Raw genomic sequence first — 15608 nt, 5'->3', positions numbered from 1 at the left:
ACGGCCTTGCGTTGACGGACCGCTGCAGACCGATCCTTGACGCTCGTTACCGGCGATCGATCGCACCGCCACCGGGCCACGCCGGTTTCAAGGCCGGCGGCCAAAACGCCTCAAAACGCCTCGCTTGCAACATCCGCGCCAAACCCTGTAGAATTACCCGTTCTGCGGGCGTCGTATAATGGCCATTACCTCAGCTTCCCAAGCCCCAGCGCGTTAATTAGAACCACTATTCATGCGCGTTTTCACGTCACGCTTTCTCGCTGCTCCACGCAAAACCACTGTTCATGTGGGATTCACTGCGATGCCAGTTTTCACGCCAGCACCGACATCAAGAAGCTGACGATATAGGTTCAGTATTGAATCGAATCCGACGTCCGACCACGATCAATCGTAACGCGACACTCAACTCCAAACACGCCCTAGACGTTTGGATCGCCGATCCTGCCTGCAACGCAGGCATCGCGGACCGGCCGCCGGCCCGAGGTAGCTTTTGTAAGCCGCGGAGGATTCGGTATCTCACAGTCTTCCGCTGAGGCATAATTCTTACCTGTACCGCTTCGCCCCCGTGGATGTCAAAAAAGGATCTGCTATGACTGCCAGAATTTCGCTATTCAATCATAAGGGCGGGGTCAGCAAGACGACGACTACGTTCAATCTCGGGTGGAAACTAGGGCAGATGGGGCACCGAGTACTGCTTGTCGATGCTGATCCACAATGCAATCTGAGTGGACTAATTCTAGGAGCCCCCGACGATGAGCAGCTAGTGACGTTCTATCGTGGTGACTCATCTCAACGCAATATCCGCGCAGGGCTGGCCCCTGCTTTCGAGTCTCAGCCACGGCCGATTCAAGCCGTCGAGTGTGTCGATGTCCCAGGACAAGCAAACATGTTTTTGCTTCCCGGGCATATTCGACTGTCTGAGTACGAAGTAACGCTTGGGATCGCTCAGGAATTGTCGGGCTCCATACAAACCCTGCAAAATCTCCCCGGAGCTCTCAGTCACCTGATTGATGCTACTGCGGAACGCTACAACGCTGATTTCGTTCTCATTGATATGAACCCCGGCCTCGGCTCAATCAATCAGAATCTGTTAATGACGAGTGATTTTTTTATCGTGCCAACAACCCCGGATTATTTCTCCGTAATGGCACTTGAATCTCTAACGTCAATTCTTCCCCGTTGGCGCGCTTGGTCGATCCGTGCTCAACAGAATAATGTTCTGCAATCGGCGGCATACCCGTATCCAACTAGAACGCCCAAGTTCCTTGGCACAGTCGTTCAAAAATATCGACCACGCGGCGGGGCGCCGACAGCGGGATTCCAGCGCTGGATAGACGATATTAACAGAATGGTTTCAGGCCCTTTTCAGACAGAACTCTCCAACGCTGGAATGATGCTGCCGTTACCGAGATATCAAGAAGCATATGGTACAGACACTAGCCTATGCCTTTGCCAGATCGCGGACTTCAATACACTAATAGCAAAGTCACAAGACAAACGCACACCGGTTTTCGCTCTCACCGATGAACAGTTCGAAACGGAAGGTGTAGTCCTAGAGAGTTACAAACGTCAGGCGCGTGATTTCGATGAAGTCTTCACTCAACTCGCAAACCGGATATGTCAGTTGACTAGAGATGAATGATGCACTGAGTAATTTTAAAGCGAACCTCAATCGTGCACGAGACCTCCTAGCATTGGCGGACCGTATCTCACTGTTGACCACGAGTGCCGTGGATGTGAGCGATTGCCTTCGTGCGGCGTTAGTCCAAGGAGTAAGCGCCCTAGACCACTTCGTCCACGAAGTCGTTCGAATTGGCATGCTTGAAGTTCAGCGAGGGGTTCGGCTACCTACTCCGGCACATCTCTCATTCAAGGTACCGATATCAGCAACAAGACGTGCCGTAGCGGACGCCACAGATGTCGGGTGGCTAAATGAGGCGATCCGCGAAACACACGGATGGCTGTCTTTTCAACATCCCGATAAAATCGCCGATGCTATCCGGTTAATGTCATCCGTCGCATTCTGGGATGCACTTAGCGCCCATCTCGGCGTACCAAAGCGCGAGCTTAAGGCGGAATTGATTTTAATTGTTGACCGCCGCAACAAAATTGCTCACGAAGCCGATGTAGACCCTACGAATCCACCAACGCGATGGCCTATCGACACCGCCATGGTGCGTGAGGCGCTAGATTATCTCGACCGCCTGGGTTCCGCTATGATCGTCATCATCTAGACGAAGCGCACGGATAACTCGTCTTAGCAGACTCGCCCACTAGGCACCGGATTACATCACTCAATCCGTCAGGACCAGCTTATGGCGGGAATTACACCCGCCGGAATGCGTTCATGCCGAGCGTACAGACAAAAAGAGGCTTCCGGGGAAGCCTCTCATCGAAAGATGCATCCAACTGCAGGTCACTTCTTGCTCATCGGTTCGTGCTTGTCCTTGATCAGTTGATAGTAGGTACTCGCGCCGGCCTTCGTCAGCTTCACCTCCGCGATGAATTTCTCTATGACGTCCTTCCGGGTCACATCCTTGACGGCCCGCATCCGCTTGTAAATTTCCGTCGCCAACTCCATCTTCGTCGGCGTAGCCGGTACCGCCGTCGCTGCGGGATCATTTCCCGTCGAGCTGGCCGTCGGGGTCGCCTGCTTCTGGTCCACGGCAACCGGCTTGCTCGCTTTCTCGTCCTTGCTCGTTACGCCCTGCTTTTGATCGACCATGATCGCACTCCATTCGTTGAAAGTGCGGCCAGCGTCCAGCGGATCGCCCTTCAGGGCAACGGCGAGCGAGCAATCACGACCGACACGACGGCAACCATCGCGAAATCCGACGAGGAACAGTGACAGTTTTCACGTCACCCTCGTCTGCATCTCTCCTATCCCCTTGATCTACCGGGGATTTCCGGGGCAGATCATCAGCTTTCCTAGATTCTGCCGTAGGGCCAACTCGTGGTTCGATCCGACAAGTCCGCTCTTTTTCAATCTTCAAAAAAACAATCTCAACAGTTGTCGCTTGTCGCCAAAAACGGACCAGCGAAAAGTCGAACACGAACATATTGTGTTGTTGTTTTGGCACATCGGATTTTTGTCCCCGCTGAACCGCGATTTGACACCCGACCTCGATTCATGGAAAGATTCATCCCGTTGAGGAAGCAAACTCAATCAAGGAAGCAAGCTCAGATTTCGCGAAAGCGGAGATTGGGGCGAAGTACAACTACCTGAAAGAAATCGAGCCGGGTAGTTGGGTCGTAGTCGCAACAACTACGATCGTCGATTTCGATCGATTGCTTGGCCTGTATAACCTTGGACTAGGCTTTTATAAGAATTCGTTCTATCGAGTCCTTATAAAAGTTTGGTTCAAGCGCGTTATACAGGCCAGAACCAGACTTTGATCGTCCTGTATAGCAAATTTCAATTTTTGCCCTTACAGGAGATCATAATGTATCAGACCACCTCTACCACGACCACCCACGATCAGGGCGGCTATCTCTATCCGGCGACTCGCCCGGAATCTCCCGAATATATCTTCGCTATGGATGCCGTTCATCTTGAACGCGCATCGCATCCCAAGCGCAAGAAAGGCAAACTGCCGGAAATTCCCTCCGGCTATAGCGCCTCTTTCACGCTTCATCCCAATGCCTACATTCACACCGCAAGGCCGGATGGAACACCGCTGGGTCGTCATCGCATCAACACACTGCCTGCCGGAGTTTTGACGCTGTGCCCCATTATTCACAAGCGCGCTCGTCATCGCGTAGGTTATACGGTTGGTCGTGAAGGCGGCCATGCAGAGGGCGTTCTTTGCCCGATGTGCAAACACATCTACTACTTCATGTCACTGGCCCCGGCCAATAACCCGAGGTTCTCAAACATCGGCGAATATTACGAGGACATTCGCAAACAATTGGGCCTGTGATATAGCCGCCACAAGCTAACTAACGTTCTGCACTAACTCGGGAGATAGTCTTCGTCCGCCAGCTTCTCCCGGGCATTCAATATGGATTCCTAAATTATGACGCTCAATTCCATCCAAAAACATCCTGACTATTCGCCGGAAATGACTAGCCAGATATCGGTCGAGAATGATGCACGTGAACCGTCCGTTTCGCTCAAGCAGTCTCCGTCGGACGCAATGAAGCTCGCCGTCAATCGCCAGGTCAAAAACAAGGCCCGCCCCGGCACGGATGATTTCAAACTTCTCGCGACAGAATTCGAGAACGTCACTTTCACGCTGAATGAAATCGCGGTCGCAATCGCGGCTGGCTTTAGCTGGTGCGCACAGCACGTTGACCGTCGTAAGGCCGTGAACTTCGTCTGCACCGACGTTCTCGGCGTCGATCTCGATGAGGGTTGGACCTTCGATTCGCTGCTGGCACATGATCTTGTGGCGAACCATGGGCTTCTGATCTACGAAACCTACAGTTCCACACCCGAACGTCCGCGTCTGCGGGCTATGTTCCGCAGCCCGTACACGATCATCGACGCTGACGAAATGCGGAAGATCCTCCGTGGGCTTGTGCGTATGTTCGGTTCGGATGAATCCTGCGTCGATCCTTGCCGCATGTTCTACGGCAACGAAGGATGCGAACCGTACATCATCGACAAGACCCTGACCGCCGAACAGATCGAATACCTCAAGGAACTCGGCGCGACGCAAGGGGATGATGACCGGCAAGACGGCGGCAATCGGAACGCGAACAACTTCGTCCGCTCGTCCCTGCATGTCGCCGAAGATCAATTGTTGCGCGCCCGTGACGGGAAACACGTTCCCCTCTCTGTCCTCGCGAGCGGAACCCCGGTGCATTGCCCACACCACGCCGACCGGAACCCGAGCGCTTTCGTAACGATGTCGTCTCAGGGCATCCGGGGCGTCCATTGCAGCAAGTGCCAGCAAACGTTCTGGCCGGAGACCATGCGCCGCAGCGATCTCAAGCAGCACGACTTCGAGCAATTCGACCGGGCGCTTTTCGCGGGCGAATTGTCGGACGCCTCGCATAACGTCGTCGTCAAGGAACTGGACGCCCAGTATCTTTCGCCTGAACTGATTGCCTTCCATCCTGGCGTACATCTCATCAAAAGTCCGAAAGGCAGCGGGAAAACCCACCTCCTGCGCCCGTTCGTCCAGCACTGCATTGACGTCGGCGAATCCGTCCTGCTCGTCTCGCACCGGATCGCTCTCGCGTCAGCCAGCGCAAATCGCCTCGGGATGTTTTGCTATCTCGACAAGTACGACCGGGAAATCGGAAACGACCGGTACATGGCCTATGCCGTCTGCCTCGATAGCCTGCGCAAAAAATTGAGGCCGGGCGTTCACTCCTTCGATCACGTCATCATCGATGAGTCGGAACAGCTCTTCTCGCACTTCCTGTCCTCAACGCTGGACGGCAAACGCGCAACGGTGTTTCACACACTGAGCTTCTACGTGCGCGAGGCGAAAACCGTCGTCGTCTGCGATGCCGATCTCGGCCGGCTGACGTTCGAGGCAATCAAGTGCTGCCGCGACGGCATGGGCATCAGGGGCCATCTCCGCGAAGACGAATCCGAACTTCAAGACTGAACAAATCTCACCACACAACCGGGTGCGAATCCGCGCCCGGAAAATTTACCAAAATTCTCAATTTATTATGGATAACTACTTTTTCTACGTGAACAATTACACGCCAACCGGTCGCGCCATCGATCTCTATCAGTCCAAGAATCATTTGCTCAAAGACATGATGGGCACGATGCGCAAAGGCGGCAAGCACTATGTCGCCTGCAACTCGAAATCCGAGGCTGAGAACATCGCCGAGATGAGTCGGGTTGAAACCGGTCTGCGCGTCATGTGCATCACGTCTGCAAACTCCCAAGATCCCGAAATCAAGGACTTCATCAACAACATCATCGACCGCATTCGCGACTACGATGTACTGGTCGCATCCCCTTCCCTCGGCACGGGCATCGACATTACCTTCCCTGATCAGGAGCGGTGGATCGATTATGTCTGGGGCATCTTCTCGGACAAGATCAACACGCACTTCGACATGGATCAGCAGCTCTGCCGCGTGCGGCATCCCAAGCACGTCAAGGCGTGGGTCGCCGAATCCAGCCTGCAATATGAAACCGAGCCATCGGCCATCAAGCGGGTAGTCGTGGATCTCGATGAGCTCCCGGAAGCAATTCGGGCATACGGTCCCCACGGGATGCCGGTTATCGATGACGATGATCCCTTGCTGCATGTCTATGCCCACGCGGTGTCGATGCAAAACGCGTCGAAGAACGATTTGCGTGGAAACTTCATCAAGCTCAAGGAACGCAACGGGTGGGAGGTCAAACACGTCGCTCCGCCGAAACCCGGTTGCGGCTCGTCTGACGGGGCGGGCCCGAATATCGGGATGCAGGCGACGGAAGCGCGGAAACGGCTCGAAGAAATGCACGCAGCCGATGTGTGTGGCGCTGAACCGCTCACCGAGGAAGAGTATAAGGCCATGAACGACGCCATGATGCTGACATCCGACGAACAGCTTCGCCGCGACCGTTACGCAATCGAGAAATTCTATGGGCAGGAGATCACGCCGGAACTGGTGCTGATGGACAACCACGGACGCTACCGCACCCAGATCACCGCCATGTGCGAATTGCTGGAATCCGAGACGGTCGCGCTCGTCCGGACCTACGCGAATGCGAAGACCCACGCGCTCGATAAGGATATGGCAGCTCGGCGGCAAGCAACCCTGAAAGAGGTGCTGATGGCGTCCTGCATCTACGACGGAAAGCGGTCGTTCGACACATCTCACCGGATGCATAAGGACAACATGCGGGGCTTCGTTGATTGCTGCCTGAACTACAGGGCGCAAATCGCCCACTTGTTCGACATGGCGCTGCGCAGGGACATCGAAGAAAAGCCGTTGGCCCAGTTCAAGGAATTCCTCAACCTGATCGGCCTCGACACCATGACGGACGGAAAGAGCGATGCAGGCGGCAAGCGCACACACTTCTACCGGCTCGACTCGGACCTGCTTGAGCGTACGATGGGCTTCGCGAAATATCGGCTCAAGACGCGGACACGCCCCTCCGTTTATTCATACATCGGGACACCCTACCTGCTGAACCCGGACGGCGAGAAAGTGTATCTGACCGAGCCCACCTTCGAGGAATAAAGGTACGGGACCGATGATGGACAGCGCGGGACGCGAATCGACTGCCCGCGCAGTACCGAACTGACCTCGAGCCGACAAGTGCGCATCTTTTCAACTTCAAAAAGAAATATACGGTCACTTGTCGGCTTTGTTATTTCCTCATATCTGCCCATCGAGATCCATGCGATCGCGGTTTACTATGCATTCACATTTTTCTTGATCGTCCATTAAACGACCGTTATTATTTTTTTTGATCGGCGACGGGACTGTCGCCTGCAACAATCAATCTCTCACAAATCTCGATGACTACCAACTTCGATATCCGCGGAAAGCGGATTCCACTTAACCGCAAACTTTTTGCCTGCATCGATAAGGAACTTTACGCGCCTATCGATATGCCGGGCTCAGTCTACTTCGCCGACGACGCGCTTTTCAAAGACGAACATGGAAATGAGCACGATATGGCGTTCTTTTATAGCGAACATATCCCGCTCGCGTGCCCGAATCATGGTGGCGAAAATATTTTCTGCCGCCCATATATCGAATATTCCAGTTCGCTTGGATTCTATTGCAAGGAATGCGACATTAGTTATTGGTCGCTATCCGAACAGGAAATTCCATGCAGGGAATGTGGAGTTCCAGTCAGCCATGGCTCGCTTGGTCTGTACGGAATTTGTTGCCAATGCGATTATTCCAGCGAATCAACTGGCATTGACCTGAGCAAAGCAGATCTCATTCTTTAAGTTACCGATTCATTGTGGATGCCGGTCGCAAATATTGCTACTGGCATGGGCGAAAGCTGTTGTCACACCTCTCATCAGCCCGGATGGTGTTGCTCATTGATTACGTTTTTCAAGGAGCAACGCCATGACACTCATCCGTCGAAACAACAGCAAGAACTGGTATTACCAGTTCCAGATTCAGGGCAAGAAATTCTTCGGTTCCACCGGGACGCCGAACAAGACGAAGGCCGCTCAGGTCGAACGTGAGATGCGCAATCGCGCCCACGCCGAGCAGTACCTCGGGGATGCGCAGCCCATCACGCTCAAAGATGCGCTGGAACAATATGTCGAGGCACGAAGCGAAACGTCCTATCACCGGAACATGTGCTCAATCGTTCGGAAGACGCTTGGCTATAAGCTTCATCCGCGAACGAAGGCCAAGCTCCCCTGCTATGGCATGTCGCCCGATACGCTGCTTCATGAACTGACGACGCGGGATTTCGATCTTCTCGTCGCGAAGCGCAAGGCCGAAGGCGACAAGCCTGCGACGATCAAGCATGAGATCGGATTGCTGCGTGCAACCATCAACGAGATGGCGAAGCTCGGATTCAAAGTCAGTCGTGAGATCGTTTTTCCAGAGCTTAGGACTTCGTATAGGCTTCGATATCTGGATTCTAACGACGAGTCGGCGTTATTGCGCGAACTCGACCCGGAACGGCTTAGAGCGCGTATAAACGCGTCTAAACCCCTAACACCCGAGATGACGCGAAATATGCAGGACAACTACGACATCACGGTCTTCCTGCTCGATACGGGGTGTCGCTACTCCGAGGTCGCAAATATTCCGTGGTCGGCAATCAACCTCGATGCCTGCACGATCAGTCTCTATCGGAGCAAGGTGCGGAACGAGGACGTGCTGCACATGACATCCCGGCTCGAAGCTATTCTTCGTCGTCGGTGGGAAGAACGCCGGACTGGGCAGCGATACGTTTTCGAAGACCGCACTGGCAATGAACGCGGCTACAGCACGAAGTCGATCAAGAAGGCAATCGAGCGCGCTGGGCTCAACGATCCGGCTCTGGTCAAGGAACGCGGCGGCCGCGTTACGCTACACACGCTCCGGCACACGTTCGCGAGCAAGCTGGTCAAAGCGGGCGTCAGTCTCTATGAGGTGTCGGTGCTGCTCGGCCACAGCGATCCGAAGATGACGCAGCGTTACGCGCACCTCAGCCCGAACGACGCGAGCCGGAAGGCCGTAAAAGTCATCGACTCGCTACTGCTCAATCCCGCGTGAATCGTGGGGTGTGCCGCCCTCAGCGCACCCCGAATTTAGGGCACTTTCCATGTCTTATTAAAGGCGTACAAAACCGAGATTCCCGAGGCCGGGGATCCCGGAAGCGGGCACCCGATTATTTGTGCCCGTTCCACTCGGGATCGGGATCATCTTCCCATGCTGGTGCCCATTTCCGGTTTGCCCATCGGGGATGCGTCAAATTGAACGGTTTGCCGAGCCCTTGGCGCGGAAGTTGCTGGTTGTAGATGAAACCCGAGACGCCCGCGCCTGACAACCGCTCCTGCACCTCATGGAATTGCGCCGTGCAGTAGCGTGGGCCATGCTCGAAGAACTCCGGACCTTCGAGCGGCGAGTCCGGCGTCCATATGTGCCAGACGTATTTGTACCAGCGCGGATTCGGATGTAGGTAGGTTCCGAAGAACGCAAACCCGGTCCCGCTCCATCGTTGAAAGTCTTCCCTCGTCGGTCGAAGCATTATCAGTCGCCGTCCCGCTGGATGCCGCAAATATTGCCAGACATCAACTCGCGGAGGCGCCGGGCATAACGTAGCTCGTCAGCCGCATCGGCATACCAGAACTCGTAGTGACGAAGCTCACTGTTTTCAATCTGGGCGCGCACGAGGACTTCGATGCAGTACTTGCCGTCGTCGCGCTTGCACATGCGTCCCAGCAATGCAGCTTCACCGTCCCTCGACTTCGCGACGAGATAGCCGCATTCGTCGGCAACAAGCACCCATTGCCGGTCGAGCGAGTCGACCGATATGATGCCGATCCGCTCCGTCGTCGCAGGCCACGGCTTCTCTTCGAACAATCTCTCGAATTCCATGTTCGAAACCTCAGCACGCGATTACGCGACCCGCGCTAGTATCCGCCGTTGTGCCTGACACTGGACGTTCTGCGCGTCGCCCTGCAATTCTTCCAGCGCTTTCATCAAGACGTCCTGGTATAGGGCCAGCAATGCTTCCAATTGATCGGCAAGCCCGGCCTCCGCAGCCAGATTATTCACGAGCCGCTGATACCCGTCGAAGCCGAACATCCTGTCCCGGATAGGCCGGAGCACGCACCGCCGATTATCGTTTTGCTCATCGGTCATGTCGATGTAGCCGAAGTGCTTGAGGTCGAATGCCGCCCCGATCACTTGCCCCTGACTACCACCGAGAATGCAACTCAACTCGTGCAGGGTCATGCCGGGAAATGCATTAATCAGGCCGAGTGCTCGCGCGGCCATCGGCGTTACTTGCAACGCGTTTGCGAGTGCCGAAGCACGACAACCGTCATAGGCTGCCATGAAGGCGTGAAACCGGGACAGCGAATCGTTTGTGGTCATAGTTCGTTGATTTTTCTGGAACCGACAAGGCCGCGCCCCACTTGCGGCCACCTGCCTGACGGTGCTCATGAACATCCCCGACGGCTCTGGCATCCCCCGCACGATACGGCAAAGCCCTTACAAATTCAACCATATTGGAATATTTTATTCCAATATGGTTGTTCATCGCAATCGGAATGAAGACGACCATATCGGTCTATGACGACTCGCCCTATCCCACCGTCCGAAGACGCTCAAGACGCGCTGCTTGCCGCGCGCGTTGGGACCGCCATTGCCGAACAACGACGCGCACGCGGCCTCACCCAAGCTAAGCTCGCAGAGATGATCGATCTGGAACAAGAGGCGATTAGTCGATGGGAGCGCGGCACGAGGATGCCGACCTTGCATCGGCTCCAGCAGCTTAGTGACGCGTTAGACTGCTCCGTAGATCAGCTATTGCAGCGTGGATCGAAGCGGCCAGACGACCAACTGGCTATGATTGCGGACGCGCTCCATGGATTAGATAGCGACGAACGAGAACTCGTCGTGAATTTCGTTCAGCAGTTCGCCGACATGCTGAAGGCCAAACATGCGACCAAGAGCAAACGGCGCAAATAAGACAGCCCGCCCAAATATCAGAACGAGCGGGACCCCTTTATCCCCTGAGATCTATTTGCTCCATGCCTACAAACAACTACGGGGACGCCCAGCCAAATGCATTCGCCATGAACCTCATCCGCGCACTACAAGCGGAGGGCTTTGAGGTCACTGCCACAACGCAGGGCCCTAATGACAAGCGAAAAACTCTGCGTATCACGTGGCGCGGCGTCTACATCGGATTGATGGAGGCGAAACTTTGGGGGCGAAAACTGCCATATGCCTGTTTGTACAGGTTCGCGGAGAATAGTGCCAAGGCTCCCGAAGGCTTCGATAAGAAAGCGTTCGCTGAACGCCATGGTTGCGACCCGGATCTGCTGCACGTCAATAGTGACAACAGCGGTTCGTATCTTTGGGTCAAAGACGAGGCGACGAGTCTGCTCCTGATGCGAGACTGGGCGAGGAGGATCGACGAAAAAATCCAGAGCGACTCGCGCGCCAACTTGGGGGAGCCAACCGAGTTGCTCCAAAATCGGCTCGAATCGGATTGGTCCGAGTCAGAGTTAAAAGTCTCCGTCGCTGCATACCTCGACATGGCACGTCGTTTCCGGGATGGGCAACCGGTCGTAAAAAAGCAGATCTACAGAGAGCTTTCCAACCAGATTGGGCGGTCCGAACAATCGTGTGAATTCAGGATGAGGAACATTTCCCATGTCTTAGCTCTCATGGGACGAGACTGGATACCCGGCCTCCCACCAGCAAAGAATGTCGGAGTGAGGGTCGCTGGGCAGATAGAAGCTCTCATTTGCGAATTGGAAGGCCGGCACGAATCGCCTCGTGCTGCCGAAGCCGTGGTCGTAGCCAAGCTTCGCAATACGCTGAGGCAACGCCCCGATGGAAGCAAAACTCCTGAGAAGAGCACGTCAACAACTAGCAGCTTCGTTCGGAATCTCCAGGTCAAAGCTTGGGTACTTGAACGTGCGAACGGGACATGCGAGGCTTGCGACCAACCCGCTCCGTTTCTCGGAGCAGACGATTTTCCGTTTCTGGAAGTTCATCATCTCCGCAAGCTCGCGGATGACGGATCGGACACTGTTACGAATGCCGTGGCCGTTTGCCCGAACTGCCATCGGCGACTGCACTTCTCCAAGGATGCACTTGCATACCGAGAAACGCTCTATGGAAAGGTGGCTGAGCTGGTGCGCGAGTAGAAATCTCAGGAATTGGCTGGGCGACCGCTGTACGTCGCCCATGCCGATTCGATGAGCCTCGTATCCACTTCACTCGCCTCGAACCCCGGAACGTCTTCGAGAAGTATCAGCAGACTTTCGGTGAAATCTGCTCGCGAGAGGCCGGAGCCGAAATCTTCGCGCACTGCCGTAGACAGCTCGCGAATCTGTTCGATGGTCAGCGGTGGAAATTCGTCGGAGTGTCGGATGGTGTTCATGACGCCACCATCCCTCTAATACGCGAGCCGAACAACGCAGCATACCGGTCACCACAGCACGTTCGCTATACTTGCTTGACGGCAGGGATCTCTTTCCCGCGCATCAATCGACGCTAAGAGCAGCATTCATAACGACCCGCATTTCCACGGCCTCGCGGACACGAGCCAGCAAAGGGTGCAATGCATTGATTGCTTGAAGATGTATGAACTTCTGCTGCACTACAGCCCCGCGTGCGGGCCAAATTTCAACAAACCCAGGCTTTATCGATACAACTCGATCATCTTTCTCGATTGCCGAAAAATTACAGTTTGCATCTCGAATTTTCCCCGTCCATGGGCCATCCCCATTGAAGAATGCAGTATAAGGCGTCCACCTACAGAGAATCGGGCGTACACCGTGAATCAAACATTGATTCGCGCTCGGATCATGGAAGTAGCAGTCCTTCCCTCGTGAAAAGCGGCTTTTTGCGTATGCCAGTTTTTCTGGGTGCGCCCTCAGGTACTGAACTATCGCGGTCGCCTCCTCTGGAAAGACAAGATTAATGCGAGCGTTATCGCAGCACTTCCCTGAGTGCGGACAGGCCCTACAGTTCCGCCAAGAAGGTTCCATCGATTCGAGCTCGGCCGTCGCCGCGTCAAGAATCGGGATTGCATCCATTGCTTTCATTGCGAGAATCCCCAATGGCCTATGCAACGCACTTTGCCGCTGTGACGAGAGCAGCCTTGTCAATATCAACGGCGCCGGTGTCGAGTTCGTAAGGTTCTCCATTGACAACCTTGCGGAAGAGATCGACCGCGGCGTCTGTATAGCGGTGAGTTAGCTGCGGCGACTTGTGGCCGAGCTTTAGCGCGATGTGATACTTGTTGTCCGTGGCGGTAATGTCGAAACCCTTCTCTTCTTTGATGTGGTTGATGATCTTCCTCACCTCGTGCCACGTGTCGTAGCCGAGCTGCTGGCCAACCCCTGTCGCAGCATACTTATAGTCGAGATTGACCTTTGATGGGTCGGCGAGCGATGTGACGCCGAACAGCTTCGCGAAGCTCTCGCCCGACTCTACGGCATGCTCCAACTGCTCGAAGTTGATCTCTACGTGCCTCTTTGGAATATCTGAACGGATTAGTTCGACCGAGCGAGCCATCAGGGCCCGCAGGAGCTTCGTGTTGATTTTCTCCAGGTTTCCCGCTTGCCCAAACGCTCTGAACACCCACTCGAAAGAGTTCGCCGTAATGCTTTTAATCCGAATGTTGATGTCCGGTGCGACCGAAATCACGTATTCGCGAGCAGGATTCGACGCCTCATTGATCGTGTCATCCCACTGCAGGATGTAGATATTTGGGACGACGTCCGTCGTCGTGGCACGCACCATGCGGTATACGTCATACAGGATCGCCTTGATGTTCGGATCGTCCGCGCGATAACCGACGAAGATAAGGGGGTGTTCGATAAAGTATGTCAGCAGCTTTGCGCTGAGGTACTTGTGATCTTCGTCAAACCGCTGATAGTCGGCTTCATTTACAACGAGCGACTGCGGTATCGTCCGACAGCCGTGGATCTTGAAAATCTCGCCGATCGCGAGGTAGCCCTTCCTCATGATCTGCTGTCCAATGACCGTCTCGTATTCCGGGAACAGCGGCTCAATCACCTCATCGTAGTTGGTCGTGATGATCGCGTGCGCACTGATGTTCTTCAACGCCTCTATTTCGGCGTCGAGCTCCGGCGAGCCGTACGACCCCTTCGCGTTCGGGCCAAGCCCGCTGACCGACTCCGCAATCGCGTGTTTTATGAAAATGTCGGCCGGCGCACTCGCGCTGAAGTAATCTGCAGGAAATTCGTGTTTGCCCTTACCCCACGCCCACTCGCGATAAAGGTCGGTGAAGACCGAGCCGATCTTTTTGAAATCGCCGTTATAGGTTTGCTTGTAGTAGGCAAAATCTTTGTCGATCTGCGGGCACTTCTTTGCCAGGACCGTCAGCAATTCCTCCCAATTCGGCCCACCTGCGTACCGCTTTGAGAATCCGGATCCGACGAACAGGATTGGTTGGCACTCGGCATCTGCGAGAACCTTCGCGACATCAGCGGTGACTTCTTCCTGGTATTGCTTGTAGTCGAGCGGCATGGGCTAGCCCTTTTTTTGTTACTCGCCAATTAGTATGCCCATCCAGCCCTTGCTGTGCCACCCAATTCCCATTCGATCCGCTAAGAAAGGCTGCGGCACAACGTTCCGCCGCTGGCTGGGTCTTGCTTTGGCCCGATCCCAAGCCGCAATTCATCACTGCCTGCGCCGCTACCACACTCCCCCGTGCGGCTCCCGCTTGGATACGAGCAGCAGGAACCGCCGGTTGCTCCACCTCTGCTCTTGACACGAACAGACGTTTCTGCCATAGTAAAAATTGGTTCCCGCGAGAGAGCCAGCTGGCCCGCGCTGCGAAGCAATGCATCTCGCTTACGTCTTTCTGACACTGGTTATTCCCTTGAGCGCCACCGGGGACTGCGGGTCGTACCTAAGTAAATCCGTGCGCTCGGAGGATAAACTAATGTCATCACGCCATCAAAATCACGGCGCGCCGTCGAATCGCGTCACTCTCATTGAACTCCTGAAACGGGTCGCGAAGCGGGAAAAGACGCGACTGCGCGACGATGAGTTCGAAACTGTACAGCTGTCGACCCTGCTCGATCAAATCGCCGTATCGCTGGGCTACCGCAACTGGTCGCTGCTCCATAAGGATGTAATCCGCATGCCGGAGAATCGCTTTTCAGATCTGGCAACGCGAGTATCTAATTCTCCTGAAGTCCAAGACTTCCAGCGTTATGAGTCGCTGGACAAGGAGGCCGCTCGCTCAGAGATGCGTGAATACGTCGAAGGCAGCTTCACTCGCCTGATCGAGTTCGCGTTTTACGATTCAGAGTCGGAAAACGGCTTCGCTTGGCCTAGTGTGGATCTGCACGAAGAGTTGGAGGCCGAATTTGGCGACCGCTTTCCGTCTGAATTGATCGCCGAAGTTGCATCCGACATGGAGGTAAGCGACGGACCGTGGGGAGTCGAAGATTACGGCGACGATGACGACCGTGACGACCACGAGCCTAGCGACTCGCCCCAAACCGCACTGCCAGACTGAGCAC

The 15608-nt window shown here is 54.9% G+C and carries 17 protein-coding genes; 10 read left to right on the top strand and 7 right to left on the bottom strand.

Annotated elements, in window-relative coordinates:
* The first annotated feature begins 589 nt into the window (after window positions 1-589).
* Together DIE12_RS17655 and DIE12_RS17650 are read left to right on the top strand one after the other, a co-directional pair.
* The gene (locus DIE12_RS17655; protein WP_083286579.1) at window positions 590-1642 is read left to right on the top strand and encodes a ParA family protein; all 1053 of its coding nucleotides are present in this window, start codon (window positions 590-592) and stop codon (window positions 1640-1642) included.
* Entirely contained in the window at window positions 1635-2234 is a 600-nt protein-coding gene (locus tag DIE12_RS17650) for a hypothetical protein (protein ID WP_124551318.1), read from the top strand. The genes DIE12_RS17655 and DIE12_RS17650 overlap by 8 nt, the downstream gene beginning before the upstream one ends.
* Before the next feature lie 182 nt (window positions 2235-2416).
* Here DIE12_RS17650 and DIE12_RS17645 read toward each other — a convergent pair whose 3' ends face one another.
* Window positions 2417-2725 carry a hypothetical protein gene (locus tag DIE12_RS17645; RefSeq protein WP_124551317.1) on the bottom strand — a complete coding sequence of 103 codons (309 nt, stop codon included), beginning with the start codon at window positions 2723-2725 and terminating at the stop codon, window positions 2417-2419.
* Between the two features lie 718 nt (window positions 2726-3443).
* On the opposite strand from DIE12_RS17645, the gene DIE12_RS17635 reads away from it, so the two are divergent.
* The 5 genes from DIE12_RS17635 to DIE12_RS17615 all read left to right on the top strand — a co-directional run bounded on the left by DIE12_RS17635 (window position 3444) and on the right by DIE12_RS17615 (window position 9138).
* Complete coding sequence (locus tag DIE12_RS17635) at window positions 3444-3920, top strand: hypothetical protein (protein WP_124551316.1); 477 nt, start codon at window positions 3444-3446, stop codon at window positions 3918-3920.
* 96 nt (window positions 3921-4016) lie between these two features.
* Window positions 4017-5561 (top strand): signal recognition particle, encoded by a 1545-nt coding sequence (locus DIE12_RS17630; RefSeq protein WP_059460702.1) that lies wholly within the window; start codon window positions 4017-4019, stop codon window positions 5559-5561.
* A gap of 67 nt (window positions 5562-5628) precedes the next feature.
* Complete coding sequence (locus DIE12_RS17625; protein WP_059460701.1) at window positions 5629-7143, top strand: plasmid replication protein, CyRepA1 family; 1515 nt, start codon at window positions 5629-5631, stop codon at window positions 7141-7143.
* A 281-nt stretch (window positions 7144-7424) separates the two neighbouring features.
* Window positions 7425-7865 carry a hypothetical protein gene (locus tag DIE12_RS17620; RefSeq protein WP_124551315.1) on the top strand — a complete coding sequence of 147 codons (441 nt, stop codon included), beginning with the start codon at window positions 7425-7427 and terminating at the stop codon, window positions 7863-7865.
* Window positions 7866-7989: 124 nt separating this feature from the next.
* Window positions 7990-9138 (top strand): site-specific integrase, encoded by a 1149-nt coding sequence (locus tag DIE12_RS17615; protein ID WP_059460700.1) that lies wholly within the window; start codon window positions 7990-7992, stop codon window positions 9136-9138.
* Window positions 9139-9253: 115 nt separating this feature from the next.
* On the opposite strand, the gene DIE12_RS17610 is transcribed toward DIE12_RS17615, so the two are convergent.
* From DIE12_RS17610 to DIE12_RS17600, 3 genes are read right to left on the bottom strand one after another with little or no spacing between them, the layout of a single operon-like run.
* Window positions 9254-9613 carry a hypothetical protein gene (locus DIE12_RS17610; RefSeq protein WP_124551314.1) on the bottom strand — a complete coding sequence of 120 codons (360 nt, stop codon included), beginning with the start codon at window positions 9611-9613 and terminating at the stop codon, window positions 9254-9256.
* Window positions 9614-9615: 2 nt separating this feature from the next.
* Window positions 9616-9963: a hypothetical protein gene (locus tag DIE12_RS17605; RefSeq protein ID WP_124551313.1), complete on the bottom strand. Its 348-nt coding sequence runs from the start codon at window positions 9961-9963 to the stop codon at window positions 9616-9618.
* A 21-nt stretch (window positions 9964-9984) separates the two neighbouring features.
* On the bottom strand, window positions 9985-10533 hold the full coding sequence (locus tag DIE12_RS17600; RefSeq protein ID WP_260429027.1) for a MarR family transcriptional regulator: 549 nt from the start codon (window positions 10531-10533) through the stop codon (window positions 9985-9987).
* A gap of 129 nt (window positions 10534-10662) precedes the next feature.
* On the opposite strand from DIE12_RS17600, the gene DIE12_RS17595 reads away from it, so the two are divergent.
* Together DIE12_RS17595 and DIE12_RS38660 are read left to right on the top strand one after the other, a co-directional pair.
* Window positions 10663-11061 carry a helix-turn-helix domain-containing protein gene (locus DIE12_RS17595; RefSeq protein ID WP_059460698.1) on the top strand — a complete coding sequence of 133 codons (399 nt, stop codon included), beginning with the start codon at window positions 10663-10665 and terminating at the stop codon, window positions 11059-11061.
* A 107-nt stretch (window positions 11062-11168) separates the two neighbouring features.
* The gene (locus DIE12_RS38660; protein WP_230945359.1) at window positions 11169-12251 is read left to right on the top strand and encodes an HNH endonuclease signature motif containing protein; all 1083 of its coding nucleotides are present in this window, start codon (window positions 11169-11171) and stop codon (window positions 12249-12251) included.
* A gap of 5 nt (window positions 12252-12256) precedes the next feature.
* On the opposite strand, the gene DIE12_RS17585 is transcribed toward DIE12_RS38660, so the two are convergent.
* The 3 genes from DIE12_RS17585 to DIE12_RS17575 all read right to left on the bottom strand — a co-directional run bounded on the left by DIE12_RS17585 (window position 12257) and on the right by DIE12_RS17575 (window position 14604).
* Window positions 12257-12487 (bottom strand): hypothetical protein, encoded by a 231-nt coding sequence (locus DIE12_RS17585; RefSeq protein WP_081055517.1) that lies wholly within the window; start codon window positions 12485-12487, stop codon window positions 12257-12259.
* A gap of 103 nt (window positions 12488-12590) precedes the next feature.
* The gene (locus DIE12_RS17580) at window positions 12591-13154 is read right to left on the bottom strand and encodes a YkgJ family cysteine cluster protein (protein ID WP_185641245.1); all 564 of its coding nucleotides are present in this window, start codon (window positions 13152-13154) and stop codon (window positions 12591-12593) included.
* 19 nt (window positions 13155-13173) lie between these two features.
* Window positions 13174-14604, bottom strand: a complete 1431-nt coding sequence (locus DIE12_RS17575; protein ID WP_059460696.1) for an SIR2 family protein — start codon at window positions 14602-14604, stop codon at window positions 13174-13176.
* 418 nt (window positions 14605-15022) lie between these two features.
* On the opposite strand from DIE12_RS17575, the gene DIE12_RS17570 reads away from it, so the two are divergent.
* Window positions 15023-15604: a hypothetical protein gene (locus DIE12_RS17570; RefSeq protein WP_124551312.1), complete on the top strand. Its 582-nt coding sequence runs from the start codon at window positions 15023-15025 to the stop codon at window positions 15602-15604.
* The last annotated feature ends 4 nt before the right edge of the window (window positions 15605-15608 follow it).

The sequence above is a fragment of the Burkholderia sp. Bp9015 genome, assembly GCF_003853505.1.
GTDB lineage: Bacteria > Pseudomonadota > Gammaproteobacteria > Burkholderiales > Burkholderiaceae > Burkholderia.
Note: the sequence above shows the minus strand (reverse complement) of the source record. Positions and strands in the feature narration are given on the sequence as shown.

What these genes read in the sequence shown, in the direction of transcription:
- DIE12_RS17620 (WP_124551315.1), top strand. Translation starts at nt 7,425, where the DNA reads ATGACTACCAACTTCGATATCCGCGGAAAGCGGATTCCACTTAACCGC.
- DIE12_RS17605 (WP_124551313.1), bottom strand. Translation starts at nt 9,963, where the DNA reads ATGGAATTCGAGAGATTGTTCGAAGAGAAGCCGTGGCCTGCGACGACG.
- DIE12_RS17625 (WP_059460701.1), top strand. Translation starts at nt 5,629, where the DNA reads ATGGATAACTACTTTTTCTACGTGAACAATTACACGCCAACCGGTCGC.
- DIE12_RS17635 (WP_124551316.1), top strand. Translation starts at nt 3,444, where the DNA reads ATGTATCAGACCACCTCTACCACGACCACCCACGATCAGGGCGGCTAT.
- DIE12_RS17595 (WP_059460698.1), top strand. Translation starts at nt 10,663, where the DNA reads ATGACGACTCGCCCTATCCCACCGTCCGAAGACGCTCAAGACGCGCTG.
- DIE12_RS17645 (WP_124551317.1), bottom strand. Translation starts at nt 2,725, where the DNA reads ATGGTCGATCAAAAGCAGGGCGTAACGAGCAAGGACGAGAAAGCGAGC.
- DIE12_RS17655 (WP_083286579.1), top strand. Translation starts at nt 590, where the DNA reads ATGACTGCCAGAATTTCGCTATTCAATCATAAGGGCGGGGTCAGCAAG.
- DIE12_RS38660 (WP_230945359.1), top strand. Translation starts at nt 11,169, where the DNA reads ATGAACCTCATCCGCGCACTACAAGCGGAGGGCTTTGAGGTCACTGCC.
- DIE12_RS17650 (WP_124551318.1), top strand. Translation starts at nt 1,635, where the DNA reads ATGAATGATGCACTGAGTAATTTTAAAGCGAACCTCAATCGTGCACGA.
- DIE12_RS17585 (WP_081055517.1), bottom strand. Translation starts at nt 12,487, where the DNA reads ATGAACACCATCCGACACTCCGACGAATTTCCACCGCTGACCATCGAA.
- DIE12_RS17610 (WP_124551314.1), bottom strand. Translation starts at nt 9,613, where the DNA reads ATGCTTCGACCGACGAGGGAAGACTTTCAACGATGGAGCGGGACCGGG.
- DIE12_RS17580 (WP_185641245.1), bottom strand. Translation starts at nt 13,154, where the DNA reads ATGAAAGCAATGGATGCAATCCCGATTCTTGACGCGGCGACGGCCGAG.
- DIE12_RS17575 (WP_059460696.1), bottom strand. Translation starts at nt 14,604, where the DNA reads ATGCCGCTCGACTACAAGCAATACCAGGAAGAAGTCACCGCTGATGTC.
- DIE12_RS17570 (WP_124551312.1), top strand. Translation starts at nt 15,023, where the DNA reads ATGTCATCACGCCATCAAAATCACGGCGCGCCGTCGAATCGCGTCACT.
- DIE12_RS17615 (WP_059460700.1), top strand. Translation starts at nt 7,990, where the DNA reads ATGACACTCATCCGTCGAAACAACAGCAAGAACTGGTATTACCAGTTC.
- DIE12_RS17600 (WP_260429027.1), bottom strand. Translation starts at nt 10,533, where the DNA reads ATGAGCACCGTCAGGCAGGTGGCCGCAAGTGGGGCGCGGCCTTGTCGG.
- DIE12_RS17630 (WP_059460702.1), top strand. Translation starts at nt 4,017, where the DNA reads ATGACGCTCAATTCCATCCAAAAACATCCTGACTATTCGCCGGAAATG.